The sequence below is a fragment of the Streptomyces rubellus genome, assembly GCF_036323805.1.
In the GTDB taxonomy this organism is placed as follows: domain Bacteria; phylum Actinomycetota; class Actinomycetes; order Streptomycetales; family Streptomycetaceae; genus Streptomyces.
Window position 1 is genome coordinate 1 of record NZ_JAZDCX010000018.1, and the last position, 15672, is coordinate 15672.

Consider the following 15672-nt stretch of genomic DNA (forward strand, 5'->3'; position numbering starts at 1 on the left):
TACTCCACCGTACCAGAGTCGTTTTCGGATCCGTTCCCGGCCCGTTTCCCGACTCCGGCACACAAGAGCGACCAGTGCATGAACTGCTTCTGGTTCCCCTGCGGCGGAGGCTTAAACGTACTGGAGCGAGGCGCCCAAGTGCAAATCCGGGCGCCCCGCTCGCGGTTGAGGCCTCAGACCTCCACGACCACGGGAAGGATCATGGGGCGGCGGCGGTAGTTGTCCGAGACCCACCTGCCCACCGCCCGGCGTACGAGCTGCTGCAGCTGATGGGGTTCGGAGACGCCGTCCTGAGCCGACTTCACCAGGGCTTCGTCGACCTTGGGGATCACCAGCTCGAAGTCGCTGTCGTCGATACCCGATCCCCGGGCCTGGATGTACGGACCGCCCACGATCTTGCCGGTACTGCTGTCCACCACCACGAAGACCGAGATGATGCCCTCCTCACCCAGGATGCGGCGGTCCTTCAGCGAGGTCTCGGTGATGTCCCCGACCGAGAGGCCGTCGACGTAGACGTATCCCGCCTGCACCTTGCCGACGATCTTGGCCCGGCCGTCGACCAGGTCGACCACCACACCATCCTCCGCGATCACGATGTGGTCCTTGGGTACTCCGGTCTGCGCGCCCAGCTCCGCGTTGGCCCGCAGATGGCGCCACTCGCCGTGGACCGGCATCAGGTTCTTCGGCTGGCAGATGTTGTAGAAGTACAGCAACTCGCCCGCCGAGGCGTGGCCCGAGACGTGGACCTTGGCGTTGCCCTTGTGGACGACGTCGGCGCCCCACCGGGTCAGGCCGTTGATCACCCGGTAGACCGCGTTCTCGTTGCCCGGGATCAGCGAGGAGGCGAGGATCACCGTGTCGCCGGGGACGATGCGGATCTGGTGATCCCGGTTGGCCATCCGCGACAGCGCCGCCATCGGCTCGCCCTGCGAGCCGGTGCAGACGAGCACCACCTCGTCGTCCGGCAGGTCGTCCAGCGTCTTCACGTCCACGACGAGGCCGGCGGGCACCTTGAGGTAGCCCAGGTCACGGGCGATGCCCATGTTGCGGACCATCGACCGGCCGACGAAGGCGACCCGGCGGCCGCGTTCGTGGGCCGCGTCGAGGACCTGCTGGATACGGTGGACGTGGCTGGCGAAGCTGGCCACGATGACGCGCTTCCGGGCGCCCGCGAAGACCTGGCGCAGCACCTGTGAGATGTCGCGCTCGTGCGGGGTGAAGCCGGGCACCTCGGCGTTGGTGGAGTCCGCCAGCAGCAGGTCGATGCCCTCCTCGCCCAGCCGTGCGAAGGCGCGCAGGTCGGTGAGACGGCGATCCAGCGGGAGCTGGTCCATCTTGAAGTCACCGGTGTGGACGACCAGGCCCGCGGGAGTGCGGATGGCGACCGCGAGCGCGTCCGGGATGGAGTGGTTGACCGCCACGAACTCGCAGTCGAAGGGCCCGATGCGCTCGCGGTGCCCCTCGGCCACCTCCAGGGTGTACGGCCTGATGCGGTGCTCCTGGAGCTTGGCCTCGATCAGGGCCAGCGTGAGCTTGGATCCGATCAGCGGGATGTCGGGCTTCTCCCGCAGCAGGAACGGGACACCGCCGATGTGGTCCTCGTGCCCGTGTGTCAGGACGATGCCGTCGATGTCCTCCAGCCGGTCCCGTACGGAGCTGAAGTCCGGGAGGATCAGGTCGACGCCGGGCTGCTCCTCCTCCGGGAAGAGGACGCCGCAGTCGACGATCAGCAGCCGGCCGCCGTATTCGAAGACGGTCATGTTGCGGCCGATCTCGCCGAGCCCGCCCAGCGGGGTGACGCGCATACCCCCCTCGGGCAGCGCCGGCGGGGAGCCGAGTTCGGGATGCGGATGGCTCAAAAGTCTCTCCTCACCACGCGCGCCACGCACCCTGACGGGGCACGTGGCGCGCGGTCGTCGTGCACTTGCGGTTGTCGGTCCTTATGTAGTTGTGAAGTCTGTTTCAGAGCTGTACCCCGCCCGCCGCGAGATCGCGCCTGAGCTGTTCCGTCTCCTCCGGGGACAGCTCGACGAGCGGCAGGCGCAGCGGTCCTCCCGGCAGGCCCTGGAGGGCGAGGGCCGCCTTGCTGGTGATCACGCCCTGGGTGCGGAACATCCCGGTGAAGACCGGCAGCAGCTTCTGGTGGATCTCCGTCGCCTTGGTGACGTCACCGCTCAGGTGGGCCTCCAGCATCGCCCGCAGCTCGGGGGTGACGACATGGCCGACGACCGAGACGAAACCGATGGCGCCGACGGACAGCAGCGGGAGGTTGAGCATGTCGTCGCCGCTGTACCAGGCGAGGCCGCTGGTGGCGATGGCCCAGCTGGCGCGTCCCAGGTCGCCCTTGGCGTCCTTGTTGGCGACGATCCGCGGGTGCTCGGCCAGCCGGACGATGGTCTCCGTGTTGATCGGGACACCGCTGCGCCCGGGGATGTCGTAGAGCATGACCGGCAGACCGGTGGCGTCGGCGATGGCGGTGAAGTGCCGGTACAGGCCCTCCTGCGGGGGCTTGCTGTAGTACGGCGTGACGGCCAGCAGACCGTGGGCGCCGGCCTGTTCGGCCGCGCGGGCCAGCTCGACGCTGTGCCGGGTGTCGTTGGTGCCGGCTCCGGCGACGACGTGGGCACGGTCGCCGACCGCCTCGACCACGGCCCGTACGAGCCGGGCTTTCTCTCCATCGCTGGTGGTCGGGGACTCGCCGGTGGTGCCGTTGACGACGATGCCGTCGTTGCCGGCGTCCACCAGCTGGGCGGCGAGCTGCTGCGCGCCGTCGAGGTCGAGGTCGCCGTCCGCGGTGAACGGCGTGACCATCGCGGTCAGAACCCGCCCGAAGGGCGTCTGCGGTGTCGAGGTCGGAGCCATGGGTCCCACGCTACTCGCAGCCTGCGGTGCGACGCTCCCTCGGGAGGCCGGTTGCGGAGCCCGACACTGCCCGCTCGGGGGTTCAGACAGTGCCGGGTCCGTAGAACGAGCCTAGACGAACCATGCTCAATGCCGCAATTCGGACAGAAGTCGAAGAGTGGCGCCCAGCCCGGCACGGCGCGGCTCCCCTTCCGCTCTCCCGCCGCGCCCGCACCCGGCTCCCCCCGGACACCGGACGGCGTTCCCACCGGGCCGACCGCGGCCGGCGGCCTCGTCGGTCCCCTGTCTCCGGGGGCACCCGCTCCGGAGACACCGGACCCGCGCGGTGGCGGGCCGGACCGGCCCGCCACCGCCGAAAGCCGCTGATAACCTCCTGCCTCACAGGCCCCACCGACCGTGCCCGTGAGCGAGGATCCCGTGCCCCTGCACTTTCTGACGGCCGACGGAGAACCGGACACCGCCCCCTCGGACGCGCCCCTGCCCCACGAGGAGCGCGAGCGGTGGCGGCGTCCGTACCGGCCCGGTCCCTGGCGGGTCGCCGGAGCGGCCCTGCTCCTGCTGCTCGCCTCCTACATGCTGCTCTCCACCCTGATCATCGCCATGGCCGGCACCCTCACGGCGGCGGGCGTGTCCGTGGCCGTCTCCGCGCTGGTCATCGCGTACGCACTGCGTCTGCTGCGGATGGGGGTGTGGGTCAGCGCCCGGGGAATACGCCAGGTCGGTCTGTTCACGACGGTGACGCTGGACTGGAAGGACGTGGCGGCCGTGCGGACCGTCCAGCAGCCGGTGAAGTGGCTGGGCACGCCGCGCTCCGTACAGGGCCAGGCGCTGGTCGTCGAGCCGCGGGGCCGTGAGACCCTGCGCACGGTCCTCACCGACCACAACGCCGACTTCCTGGCCCGGCCCGAAGCCTTCGACCGGGCCGCGGACGTGGTGGAGGGCTGGGCCGCGGAGTACCACCGCCCGTAGGGGCGGAAGGGCCCCGGTGGGGCGCCCCGGCCCTTCCCCGGACCCTCGGGACGTCCGGGGCGCCCGACGGGTGCCCCGGCGTTCCCCTCTCAGCGGCGCGCCGGGGGCACACCGGGGCGGTTGCGGGGCAGACCACGGGATCCCGGGGTCACGGCCCCCTCCGGTCGGCTCCGGCCCGGCCGACGGGTTCTCCGTCCGGCCCTGACTCTGCGAGCCCGGGCCTTCCTTGACCGGTCTCCGGCCAGGAGCTGGTCGGTTTCTGCCGGGGCCGTCGCTCAGGCGGCGGTCTTCCCGTTCTCGCGCACCGGTTTGCCGTCGTGCAGTGCGATGGCCCGCTGCATGGCCCGGCGGGCGCGCGGGGTGTCCCGGGCGTCGTGGTAGGCGACGGCCAGCCGGAACCAGCAGCGCCAGTCGTCCGGTGCCTCCTCCGTCTCCTTCCGGCGCCGGGCGAAGACCGCGTCCGCCGCCTCGCGGTCGACACGTCCGCCAGGGGTCCGGGGAAGGTCGTCCGCCGGCAGCCCGCCCTCCGCCTCCAGCTCCCTGACCAGCCGGCCCGCGTTCCGGGCGAACAGGGTGTTGTGCCACAGGAACCAGGCGCCGACGCACGGCAGCACGAGAGCCGCCACCCCCATTCCCACCCCGGCGGGCTCGCCGGTCCTCAGCAGCAGCACGCCCTGCACGGCCACCACCGCGAAGACGACCACCAGCGCGGTGGCGAGGAAGGCGTAGGTGATCTTTCCGCCCATGTCCGTCGGCCCGCCCGTCAGTCCAGGTCCAGGAAGTGCTCCAGCCCCACGGTGAGGCCGGGGGTGCCGACCACCCGCCGCACGCCCAGCAGGATGCCCGGCATGAAGCAGCTGTGGTGCAGCGAGTCGTGGCGGATGGTGAGGGTCTCCCCGGTGTCGCCGAGCAGCACCTCCTGGTGTGCGAGCAGCCCGCGCAGCCGCACCGCGTGCACCGGCACCCCGTCCACGTTCGCGCCTCGGGCGCCGTCGAGGGCGGAGGTGGTGGCGTCCGGCTGCGCGGGGCAACCTGCCTCGGCCCGCGCGGCGGCGATGAGCTGCGCGGTGCGGGTGGCGGTGCCCGACGGCGCGTCGGCCTTGCCGGGATGGTGCAGCTCGACGACCTCGGCGGACTCGAAGAAGCGGGCGGCCTGCCGCGCGAAGCGCATGGTGAGGACCGCTCCGATCGAGAAGTTCGGCGCGACCAGCACCCCGGTACCGGGCGAGTCCGCCAGCCAGCCGCGCAGCCGGTCGAAGCGCTCGTCGGTCCAGCCGGTGGTGCCGACGACGCCGTGGATGCCGTGGCCGACGCAGTACTCGAGGTTGCCCAGCACCGCGTCGGGGTGGGTGAGGTCCACCGCGACCTGGGCGCCCGCCCCGGTCAGCGCCTCCAGGCTGTCGTCCTTGTCCAGAGCCGCGACGAGCTCCAGGTCGTCGGCGCCCTCCACGGCGCGTACGGCCTCGGAGCCGATCCGGCCGCCGGCGCCGAGGACTGCTACGCGGAGCTTGCTCATGTGCGTGTTTCCTTCACGGGTGCGGAGGTTACGAGGGTACGGCCGGGCCGGACGGCGGCGTCAGACTACGGCCTCGTCCAGCCGGGCGGCCTGTTTGTCGGTCAGCGGGCCGATGACCGACAGCGAGGGCCGCTGGCCCAGGATCTCGCGGGCCACCGAGCAGACGTCGTCCGGGGTGACGGAGGCGATCCTCGCCAGCATGCCGTCCACCGACAGCTGCTCCCCCCAGCACAGCTCGCCCTTGCCGATGTGGTTCATCAGCGCCCCGGTGTCCTCCAGGCCCAGGACCGTGGAGCCGGAGAGCTGGCCCATGGCCCGCCGCAGTTCCTCGTCGTCCAGGCCGTGCTCGGCGACGTGGTCGAGCTCGTCGCGGCAGATCTTCAGCACGTCGTGCACCAGGTTCGGGCGGCAGCCCACGTACACGCCGAACAGGCCGCAGTCGGCGAAGCCGGAGGTGTAGGAGTACACGCTGTAGGCCAGTCCGCGCTTCTCCCGCACCTCCTGGAACAGCCGGGAGCTCATGCCGCCGCCGAGGGCCGCGCTGAGCACCCCGAGCGCCCAGCGGCGCTCGTCCGTGCGGGACAGCCCGGGCACGCCGAGGACCACGTGGGCCTGCTCGGTGCTCCGGTCCAGCAGATCGACGCGGCCCGCGGTGCGCACCCGGCGCGTGCCGGTGCGGGGGCCGACGGGCTCGGCGTCGGTGCGGGTCAGGGCGCCGGCCTCCTCGAAGGCCCGGTGCACCTGGCGTACGACCTCGTCGTGGTCGAGGTTGCCGGCGGCGGCGACGACCAGATGGGTCGGGTCGTAGTGGCGGCGGTAGAAGCGGGCGAGACGGTCGCGGGTGAGGGCGCCGACCGTCTCGTTCGTGCCCAGCACCGGGCGGCCCAGCGGGCTGTCGCCGAGCATGGTCTTCGCGAACAGGTCGTGGACGCAGTCGCCGGGATCGTCCTCGGTCATGGCGATCTCCTCCAGGACGACCCCGCGCTCGGCCTCGACGTCCTCGGCCCGGATCAGCGAGCCGGTCAGCATGTCGCAGACGACGTCGACGGCCAGCGGCAGGTCGGTGTCCAGGACCCGGGCGTAGTAGCAGGTGAACTCCTTCGCCGTGAAGGCGTTCATCTCGCCGCCGACCGCGTCGAGCTCCGCGGAGATGTCCAGGGCGCTGCGCCGTCTGGTGCCCTTGAACAGCAGGTGCTCCAGGTAGTGGGTGGCACCGCCCAGCGCGGGCGTCTCGTCCCGGGAGCCGACCCGGGCCCAGATGCCGAAGGTCGCGGAGCGGACGTCCGGCACGGACTGGGTGACGACGCGCAGGCCGCCGGGGAGCACGGTCCTGCGCACGGCTCCCGCGCCGCTCGCGGCCCCGGCCGGGACCGCGGTCCCTCCCCGGGCGCGGACGGCGGGGCCGGGGAGGCGGGAGGCGGGATGGTGATGGGCGACGGCCCGCCCCACCGTGGCGGTGGGGCGGGCCGTCGTACGGGGCGTACGCGTCACTTGGTCGCAGCGTCCTTCGCGTCGGCGGCCTCGGCGGACGTGCCGTCGGCGTCCTTGCCGTCTTCCTCGTCCAGCACGGGGATCAGCGAGAGCTTGCCCCGCTGGTCGATCTCGGCGATCTCGACCTGGACCTTCTGTCCGACTCCCAGCACGTCCTCGACGTTCTCCACGCGCTTGCCGCCGGCGAGCTTGCGGATCTGCGAGATGTGCAGCAGGCCGTCCTTGCCCGGCAGCAGGGAGACGAAGGCGCCGAAGGTCGTGGTCTTCACGACCGTGCCCAGGTAGCGCTCGCCGACCTCGGGCATCGTCGGGTTGGCGATGGCGTTGACGGCGGCACGGGCGGCCTCGGCGGACGTACCGTCGGCGGCACCGATGTAGATGGTGCCGTCGTCCTCGATGGTGATGTCGGCGCCGGTGTCCTCCTGGATCTGGTTGATCATCTTGCCCTTGGGGCCGATGACCTCGCCGATCTTGTCCACCGGGATCTTCACGGTGATGATCCGCGGCGCGTTGGGGGACATCTCGTCCGGGACGTCGATGGCCTCGCTCATCACGTCCAGGATGTGCAGCCGGGCGTCGCGGGCCTGCTTGAGGGCCGCGGCCAGCACGGAGGCCGGGATGCCGTCCAGCTTGGTGTCGAGCTGGAGGGCGGTGACGAACTGGCGGGTGCCGGCGACCTTGAAGTCCATGTCGCCGAAGGCGTCCTCCGCGCCGAGGATGTCGGTGAGGGTGACGTAGTGGGTCTCGCCCTCGATCTCCTGGGAGATCAGGCCCATGGCGATGCCGGCGACCGGTGCCTTGAGGGGCACACCGGCGTTCAGCAGCGACATGGTGGAGGCGCAGACCGACCCCATGGAGGTCGAGCCGTTGGAGCCCAGCGCCTCGGAGACCTGCCGGATGGCGTAGGGGAACTCCTCGCGCGCGGGCAGCACCGGGATGATCGCCCGCTCGGCCAGCGCGCCGTGGCCGATCTCGCGGCGCTTGGGGGAGCCGACGCGGCCGGTCTCACCGGTGGAGTACGGCGGGAAGTTGTAGTTGTGCATGTAGCGCTTGCGCGTCACCGGGGAGAGGGTGTCGAGCATCTGCTCCATGCGGAGCATGTTGAGGGTGGTGACGCCCAGGATCTGGGTCTCGCCGCGCTCGAACAGCGCCGAGCCGTGCACCCGCGGGATCGCCTCGACCTCGGCGGCCAGGGTGCGGATGTCGGTCAGGCCGCGGCCGTCGATGCGCTTCTTCTCCTTGATGACGCGCTCGCGCACCAGGGACTTCGTCAGCGCGCGGTAGGCGGCGGAGATCTCCTTCTCGCGGCCCTCGAACTGCGGCAGCAGCTTCTCGGCGGCCAGCGCCTTGACCCGGTCCAGCTCGCTCTCGCGCTCCTGCTTGGCGGCGATGGTGAGCGCCTGGGACAGCTCGTCGCGGACGGCCTGGGACAGCGCCTCGTACACGTCGTCCTGGTAGTCCAGGAAGATCGGGAACTCGCCGACCGGCTTGGCCGCCTTGGCGGCGAGGTCGGACTGGGCCCTGCACAGGGTCTTGATGAAGGGCTTGGCGGCCTCCAGGCCGGCGGCGACGACCTCCTCGGTCGGGGCCTCGGCACCGCCGGCGACCAGCTCGACGGTCTTCTCGGTCGCCTCGGCCTCGACCATCATGATCGCGACGTCTCCGTCGGGCAGGACCCGGCCGGCGACGACCATGTCGAAGACGGCCTCCTCCAGCTCGCTGTGGGTGGGGAAGGCCACCCACTGGCCGCGGATCAGGGCGACGCGGGTGCCGCCGATCGGGCCCGAGAAGGGCAGGCCGGCCAGCTGCGTGGAGCAGGAGGCGGCGTTGATCGCGACGACGTCGTACAGGTGGTCGGGGTTGAGCGCCATGATCGTCTCGACGATCTGGATCTCGTTGCGCAGACCCTTGCGGAAGGACGGGCGCAGCGGCCGGTCGATCAGGCGGCAGGTGAGGATGGCGTCCTCACTGGGGCGGCCCTCGCGGCGGAAGAAGGAGCCGGGGATCTTGCCGGCGGCGTACATCCGCTCCTCGACGTCGACCGTCAGGGGGAAGAAGTCCAGCTGCTCCTTGGGCTGCTTCGAGGCGGTGGTGGCCGACAGCACCATGGTGTCGTCGTCCAGGTAGGCCACGGCGGAGCCGGCGGCCTGGCGGGCCAGCCGGCCCGTCTCGAAGCGGATGGTGCGGGTGCCGAAGGAACCGTTGTCGATGACGGCCTCGGCGTAGTGGGTCTCGTTCTCCACCAGGAAAATCTCCTCGTCTGCGTCCCTGCCCGGGTGGCGGGGACGGTGGTGGTGGAGCGTCTTCCCGTACGGGCCGGTCTTCGATCGAAGCTCCCGGGACGGGTGCCCGGGGGCCACTACCGAGGACCGGCGGCGTGAAGGCGCTCCGCCTCGTCGGTATGTCGTTGTGGAACCAGACTACAAAGCTTCCGCCTGCCGTGGCTCCCGGTGAGTACGGCAGGTCTCCGGCGAGTACGGCAAAGGGAGCGGTCCCTTCTCCTGGGACCGCTCCCTCTCGCCGGGAACTACCGGGCGCCCGCGGCTCCGCGGCGGATGCCCAGCCGCTCGACCAGGGCGCGGAAGCGCTGGATGTCCTTGCGTGCCAGGTACTGCAGCAGGCGGCGGCGCTGGCCGACCAGGAGCAGCAGGCCCCGGCGGGAGTGGTGGTCGTGCTTGTGGGTCTTCAGGTGCTCGGTGAGGTCCGAGATGCGGCGGGAGAGCAGCGCGACCTGGACCTCCGGGGAGCCGGTGTCGCCCTCCTTGGTGGCGAACTCGGCCATGATCTGCTTCTTCGTAGCGGCGTCGAGCGACACGCGTACTCCTCTTGGTTCTTCTCGTCGATGCCACCGAGTGCCCCTGGTCCGCTGTGCAGGGGATCTTCCATGACTCGGGAGGCGGGGTCCGCTGGGCGCTGTTTCCAGTGGTGGTCCCGGCGCGGCCCCCTGGGGGCTCCCCGGGAGACCGGGGTGCGGTGCCACCGCGCTCCGGAAACGCGTACGCAAACGGCCGTCGGCCAGCCTATCAGCCCCGCGACGGCCCGCTCACCGCCGGTCAGCTGCTGGTCATGCTCCGGGCCGCGGTGTAGACGTCCAGCACGGCCAGGCACAGCGGGACCAGCGACAGGAGCACGAAGCCCTCGGCGATGTCCAGGAAACGGCCCCAGAAGGGGGTGACACCGCGCCGCGGCACGATCAGCCCGATGGCGGTGAACAGGGCCGCCGCGGCGGCGAGCGCGGCGGACAGCCAGATCGTCCGCAGGTCGAGGGCGCCGCCGCCCCCCGCCAGCAGCTTCTGCAGCAGTTCGGCGGGCGGGTTGAGAGCCAGTCCGAGGGCGAGCAGGGCGAGGGCGGCCAGACCCGCGCCGAGAGTGCACGCGACCTGGGCGGTGTACGGGAAGAGCCGGGCCCGCATCAGCATTCCCAGCCCCGCGGCCAGCGCCAGGAGCAGGCCCCAGCCCGAGTCGGAGAAGCCCAGGACGGCGGCCGCGGCGACGACGACGACCGCGCAGCCGCCGACGAGACCGAGCAGCGTCTCGTGCCCGCGGCGGGCCTGCGCGGCGATGCGGTCGGCGTCGACGGGGCCGCCGGTGTCGGGCGCGGCGTCCGGGTCCTCGTCGTAGCGCAGGGCGCCGGTGCGCGGCGCGGTGTAACCGACGGGCAGCCGGGCGAAGCGGGCCGACAGGCCCGGCAGGAAGGCCACGGCGCCGACCGCCACCGGTACGCACAGGGCCGCGGTCTCCACCGGGGAGAACTCGGCCAGGATGCCGGTGAAGGTGGCCAGGGTGCCCACGGTCGCGGCGAAGGCCGCGGCGACGAACGGGGCGTCGCCGCCGGGTGCGGCGGCGATCAGGGCGACGGAGGCGACCAGGACCGCCACGCAGCCGAGCAGGAACTGCAGCCTGCCGATGCCGCTCCCCTCCGCCAGGGGCAGCAGCCCGGCCCCGGCGATCATGACGTGCGGCAGGGCTGCCAGGCCGAGGGCGACCGCGCACGTCCGGTCGTCGTACACCCGGGCCCGTACGGCCGCGAAGGCGATCAGCAGCACCCCGGTCACGGCGGCGATGACGCCCGGCAGGCCGTGCATGTCGTGGCGGACCGGGTCGGCGAACCACAGCACGAAGGCCATCAGCACCAGCAGCACCACGCCGCCCAGCAGCCCGGCGCCGCGCATCAGGTCGTCGCTCCACATCCTGCGGTCGCGGCTGACGGCGGAGGCCACAGCGTCGGAGACGTCGTCGAAGACCGCCGGCGGCAGCGACTCGGCGAACGGGCGCAGGCTGAGGACCTCGCCGTCCAGGATGCGCTGGGCGGCGAAGGAGCGGGCGCTGTCCAGCACACCGCCGTCGCGGCGCACCAGGTGGTAGCCGACGGGCGCGCCCTCGGCGGGGGTCTGGCCGCTGAGCCGGAGGATCTCGGGGTAGAGATCGGCGACCGGGACGTCCTCGGGGAGGGCCACGTCGATACGGCTGTCGGGCGCGACGATGGTGACCCGGCAGAAGCCGGTGGCGGCAGCCGGTGCGGTCGTACTCACCTCGGTATCCCCCTTGTGTGCTGCTCACTGGTTCCACACCGCGCCGGGACCGCCGCACGGACCTTCCCCCGGCCCCGTGGCCCGCCGCGGTTTCCGCCTGCGGCCGTGTCCTCGCGGTCCTCGCGGTTCTCGCGGTCTTCGCGGTTTCCGCGGCCTTCTCGGTGCTCTCCCGGCTGCGCGTGTGTCGCGCGCCACCCTACCGCCCCCCGCCCGTCCGGTGGTCCCAGTAGGATCGCCCCCCGCGGACGGAGTCCGTCGCCACGGGGGCGTCGGCAGGAACTGTCCCGTCCATCCGAGGGATTGATGCGCCGTGAGTCAGATCGTCGTCAAGCGACCGCCACGGGTCCTGCCGCCCGGTGTGCCCAGCGAGGATCTGCAGCTTCAGCCTCCCCCCGAACTGCCGCGCGGGCAGCAGGAGGGCGTGCTGATGCAGCTGCTGCCGATGCTCGGCATGGGCGGTTCGGTGGTGTTCTTCTTCATGCCGAACGCCCATCCGTTCATGCGCATCATGGGCATGGTGATGATCGCCTCCACGATCGCCATGCTCATCGCCACCCTGGTGCGTTTCCGCAGGGGCACCCAGGGCGAGATGGCGCAGCTGCGCCGGGACTACCTCAAGTACCTGGCACAGATGCGCCGCAGGGTCCGCAGGACGGCGCACCGGCAGCGCGACGCCCAGTTCTACCTGCACCCCGCGCCGGACCAGCTGTGGGCCCTGGTCGCCGAAGGCAGCCGGGTGTGGGAGCGGCGCGCCGGCGACGACGACTTCGTGCACGTGCGCGTCGGGCTGGGCACCCAGCGGCTCGCCACCGCGCTGGTGGCGCCCGAGACGGCGCCGGTGGACGAACTGGAGCCGCTGACGGCCGGGGCGATGCACCAGTTCCTGCAGACGCACGGCACCGTCGACGGCCTGCCGATGGCGGTGTCGCTGCGTGCCTTCTACCACATGACGGTGAGTGGCGCGGCGGAGTCGGTGCACGGTGCCGTCCGCGCGATGGTGGCCTCCCTGGTGGCCCTGCACTCCCCCGACGACCTGGTGGTCGGGGTGGTGGCCGGGCGCGGGGCGGAGGAGCGCTGGGAATGGGCCAAGTGGCTGCCGCACGCGCAGGCCGCCGGGACCGCGGACGGCGCCGGCACCCGGCGGCTGATCACCGGTGACGTGGCGGAGCTGGAGGGGCTGCTGGGCGCGAAGCTGGAGGGCCGCCCGCGGTTCAACTCCGCCGGGCAGCCCCTGCTGGACCAGCCGCACGTGCTGATCGTGCTGGACGGCGGCGCGACGGTGCCCCCGGGCTCGATGCTGGCCTCCGCCGAGGGTCTGCAGAGCGTCACGGTCGTCGAGGTGGTGCCCGGCGAGATCGGCAGCCCGCGCGGCGGTCTGTCGGTGGTCGTCCACCCCGACCGGCTGCGACTGGAGTCGGGGCACGGCGCGGTGTACGAGGGCCGCCCCGACGCGCTGTCCCCCGAGGCGGCCGAGGCACTGGCCCGGCAGCTCGCCCCGCTGCGCATGGGGACGGGCGGCGACGGCGACGAACCGCTGCTGGCGAACCTGGAGTTCACCGATCTGCTGAACCTGGGCGACGCCGCGTCGGTCGACGTGCGCCGCACCTGGCGGCCGCGTTCGACGGCCGAGCGGCTGCGCGTCCCGATCGGGGTCGGCGAGGACGGCCAGCCGGTCATGCTGGACCTGAAGGAGGCCGCACAGGACGGCATGGGCCCGCACGGCCTGTGCGTCGGCGCGACCGGCTCCGGCAAGTCGGAGCTGCTGCGCACCCTGGTCCTGGGTCTGGCGGTCACCCACACTTCGGAGGCCCTGAACTTCGTGCTGGCGGACTTCAAGGGCGGCGCCACCTTCGCCGGGATGTCGCAGATGCCGCACGTGGCGGCCGTCATCACCAACCTGGCCGACGACCTCTCGCTGGTCGACCGCATGGGCGACTCGATCCGCGGCGAGCTCAACCGCCGCCAGGAGCTGCTGCGCGACGCGGGCAACTACGCCAACATCCACGACTACGAGCGGGCCCGCGCGGCGGGCGCGCCGCTGGTCCCGATCCCCTCGCTGGTGCTGGTCATCGACGAGTTCAGCGAACTGCTGACGGCCAAGCCCGACTTCATCGACATGTTCATCCAGATCGGCCGCATCGGCCGTTCGCTGGGCGTGCACCTGCTGCTGGCCTCGCAGCGGCTGGAGGAGGGACGGCTGCGCGGTCTGGAGACGTACCTGTCGTACCGCATCGGTCTGCGCACCTTCTCCGCCTCCGAGTCCCGCGCCGCGCTCGGCGTGCCGGACGCGTACCACCTGCCGTCGGTGCCCGGCTCGGGCTACCTGAAGTTCGGCACCGAGGAGATGCTCCGCTTCAAGGCCGCCTACGTCTCGGGCGTCTACCGCCCGAGCACCTCCGGGGCCGGCACCCCCGCCGGGCCGCTGCCCGCCGACCGCCACCCGGTGCTGTTCACGGCCGCTCCGGTTCCGGTGCGGCACGCCGAGCCCGCACGGCGGCCCGCTCCGGAACCGGAGCCCGCCGCCGGCCCGGACGACGACGCGCTGGCGGACACCGTCCTGGACGTCATCGTGCGCCGCCTGGAGAACCAGGGACCGGCCGCCCACCAGGTGTGGCTGCCGCCGCTGGACGAGGCGCCGCCGCTGGACGAGCTGCTGCCCGGTCTGACGGCCGTCCCCGACCGCGGTCTGACCCAGCCCGACTACCCGCACGCGGGTCGGCTGACCGTACCGCTGGGCCTGGTGGACAAGCCCTACGAGCAGCGGCGCGAGACGCTGCTGCGCGACTTCTCCGGCGCCGCGGGCCACATGCTGGTGGTCGGCGGCCCGCAGTCCGGCAAGTCCACCCTGCTGCGCACCCTGGTCTGCGCCTTCGCCCTCACCCACACCCCGCAGGAGGTCCAGTTCTACGGGCTGGACTTCGGCGGCGGCGGTCTGACCGCCGTGGCCGGTCTGCCGCACGTGGGCGGAATCGCCTCCCGGCTCGACCCGGAGCGGGTCCGGCGGACCGTGGCGGAGGTCGCCGGGATCCTCGCCCAGCGCGAGGAGTACTTCCGGGCGAACGGCATCGACTCCATCGCCACCTACCGGCGCCGCCGGGCCCGCGGGGAGATCACCGACCAGCCGTGGGGCGACGTCTTCCTCGTCGTCGACGGCTGGGGCGCCTTCCGGCAGGAGTACGACATGCTGGAGGAGACCGTCACCGCCGTCGCCGCGCGCGGTCTGGGCTACGGCATCCACGTCGTCATCAGCGTCGCCCGCTACATGGAGGTGCGCCCGGCGCTCAAGGACCAGCTGATGAACCGCCTGGAGCTGCGGCTCGGCGACACCTTGGACTCGGAGTTCGACCGCAAGGTCGCCGCGAACGTCCCGGCGGACACCGCCGGCCGCGGCCAGACGCCGGAGAAGCTCCACTTCATGACCGCGGTGCCGCGCATCGACGGCGTCTGTTCGGACGAGGAGCTCTCCGAGGCCACCGCCGCGCTGAACCGCGCGGTGGCCGACGCCTGGCACGGTCCGTCGGCGCCGCAGGTGCGGCTCCTGCCCCGCGAACTCCCCGCCCACCAGCTGCCCAAGGGGAGCGACTACCCGCAGCACGGCGTCGCGTTCGGCATCGACGAGAACACCCTGCAGCCCGTCTTCGTCGACTTCGAGACCGACCCGTTCTTCCTCGTCTTCGGCGAGAGCGAGTCCGGCAAGACCGCCCTGCTGCGGCTGCTGGCCAAGCAGATCACCGAGCGGTACACACCCGACGAGGCGCGCATCGTCGTCGCCGACTACCGGCGCGCCCTGCTGGGCAACATCCCGGACTCGCACCTGATCGTGTACGCGGCCATGTCGAACGCCATGGACTCGCACATGGCCGCGATGAAGGAGCTGATGGAGAAGCGCACCCCGCCGGAGGACGTCACCCCGCAGCAGCTGCGCGACCGCAGCTGGTGGGCCGGGCCGAAGATGTTCCTGATCGTGGACGACTACGAGCTGGTCTCCACCTCCAGCGGCAATCCGCTCGCCGCGTTCACCGAGCTGCTGCCCTTCGCCCGTGACATCGGGGTCTGCCTCATCATCGCCCGCAACTCCGCCGGTGCCTCCCGCAGCTCCTTCGAGCCCTTCATGCAGCGCGTCAAGGAGCTCGGCGCCCAGGGCGTGGTCCTCTCCGGCGACCCGTCCGAGGGCGACCTCCTCGGCAACGTCCGTCCCCGGCCCATGCCGCCGGGCCGCGGCTACTACGTCTCCCGCCGACGGGGGACGCCGCTGGTGCAGGTGGGCTGGCTGCCGGCGCGGTGAGACCCGCCGGGGGCGGT

At 72.2% G+C, this 15672-nt stretch carries 10 protein-coding genes; 2 read left to right on the plus strand and 8 right to left on the minus strand.

Annotated elements, in window-relative coordinates; all coding sequences use genetic code 11:
* Positions 1-173: 173 nt before the first annotated feature.
* Together V1L54_RS20550 and dapA are read right to left on the minus strand one after the other, a co-directional pair.
* Positions 174-1859, minus strand: a complete 1686-nt coding sequence (locus V1L54_RS20550; protein WP_330119540.1) for a ribonuclease J — start codon at positions 1857-1859, stop codon at positions 174-176.
* A gap of 103 nt (positions 1860-1962) precedes the next feature.
* Positions 1963-2862 carry a 4-hydroxy-tetrahydrodipicolinate synthase gene (gene dapA, locus V1L54_RS20555; RefSeq protein ID WP_330119541.1) on the minus strand — a complete coding sequence of 300 codons (900 nt, stop codon included), beginning with the start codon at positions 2860-2862 and terminating at the stop codon, positions 1963-1965.
* A 417-nt stretch (positions 2863-3279) separates the two neighbouring features.
* Here dapA and V1L54_RS20560 point away from each other — a divergent pair, with 417 nt between their 5' ends.
* Positions 3280-3831, plus strand: a complete 552-nt coding sequence (locus V1L54_RS20560) for an SCO5741 family PH domain-containing membrane protein (RefSeq protein WP_330119638.1) — start codon at positions 3280-3282, stop codon at positions 3829-3831.
* 275 nt (positions 3832-4106) lie between these two features.
* On the opposite strand, the gene V1L54_RS20565 is transcribed toward V1L54_RS20560, so the two are convergent.
* From V1L54_RS20565 to eccD, 6 genes are all read right to left on the minus strand, one after another.
* A complete protein-coding gene (locus V1L54_RS20565; protein WP_330119542.1) occupies positions 4107-4577 on the minus strand; it encodes a tetratricopeptide repeat protein in 471 nt (156 codons plus the stop codon).
* 17 nt (positions 4578-4594) lie between these two features.
* The gene (dapB, locus tag V1L54_RS20570) at positions 4595-5347 is read right to left on the minus strand and encodes a 4-hydroxy-tetrahydrodipicolinate reductase (RefSeq protein WP_330119543.1); all 753 of its coding nucleotides are present in this window, start codon (positions 5345-5347) and stop codon (positions 4595-4597) included.
* 60 nt (positions 5348-5407) lie between these two features.
* Entirely contained in the window at positions 5408-6838 is a 1431-nt protein-coding gene (locus V1L54_RS20575) for a M16 family metallopeptidase (protein WP_330119544.1), read from the minus strand.
* Positions 6835-9081: a polyribonucleotide nucleotidyltransferase gene (locus V1L54_RS20580; RefSeq protein WP_330119545.1), complete on the minus strand. Its 2247-nt coding sequence runs from the start codon at positions 9079-9081 to the stop codon at positions 6835-6837. The genes V1L54_RS20575 and V1L54_RS20580 overlap by 4 nt, the downstream gene beginning before the upstream one ends.
* Before the next feature lie 284 nt (positions 9082-9365).
* Positions 9366-9653: a 30S ribosomal protein S15 gene (rpsO, locus tag V1L54_RS20585; protein ID WP_330119546.1), complete on the minus strand. Its 288-nt coding sequence runs from the start codon at positions 9651-9653 to the stop codon at positions 9366-9368.
* Between the two features lie 238 nt (positions 9654-9891).
* The gene (eccD, locus tag V1L54_RS20590; protein ID WP_330119547.1) at positions 9892-11370 is read right to left on the minus strand and encodes a type VII secretion integral membrane protein EccD; all 1479 of its coding nucleotides are present in this window, start codon (positions 11368-11370) and stop codon (positions 9892-9894) included.
* Positions 11371-11680: 310 nt separating this feature from the next.
* Between eccD and eccCa the strand changes: the two genes are divergently transcribed.
* Positions 11681-15655 (plus strand): type VII secretion protein EccCa, encoded by a 3975-nt coding sequence (gene eccCa, locus V1L54_RS20595; protein WP_330119548.1) that lies wholly within the window; start codon positions 11681-11683, stop codon positions 15653-15655.
* The last annotated feature ends 17 nt before the right edge of the window (positions 15656-15672 follow it).

What these genes read in the sequence shown, in the direction of transcription:
- dapA (WP_330119541.1), bottom strand. Translation starts at nt 2,862, where the DNA reads ATGGCTCCGACCTCGACACCGCAGACGCCCTTCGGGCGGGTTCTGACC.
- V1L54_RS20565 (WP_330119542.1), bottom strand. Translation starts at nt 4,577, where the DNA reads ATGGGCGGAAAGATCACCTACGCCTTCCTCGCCACCGCGCTGGTGGTC.
- dapB (WP_330119543.1), bottom strand. Translation starts at nt 5,347, where the DNA reads ATGAGCAAGCTCCGCGTAGCAGTCCTCGGCGCCGGCGGCCGGATCGGC.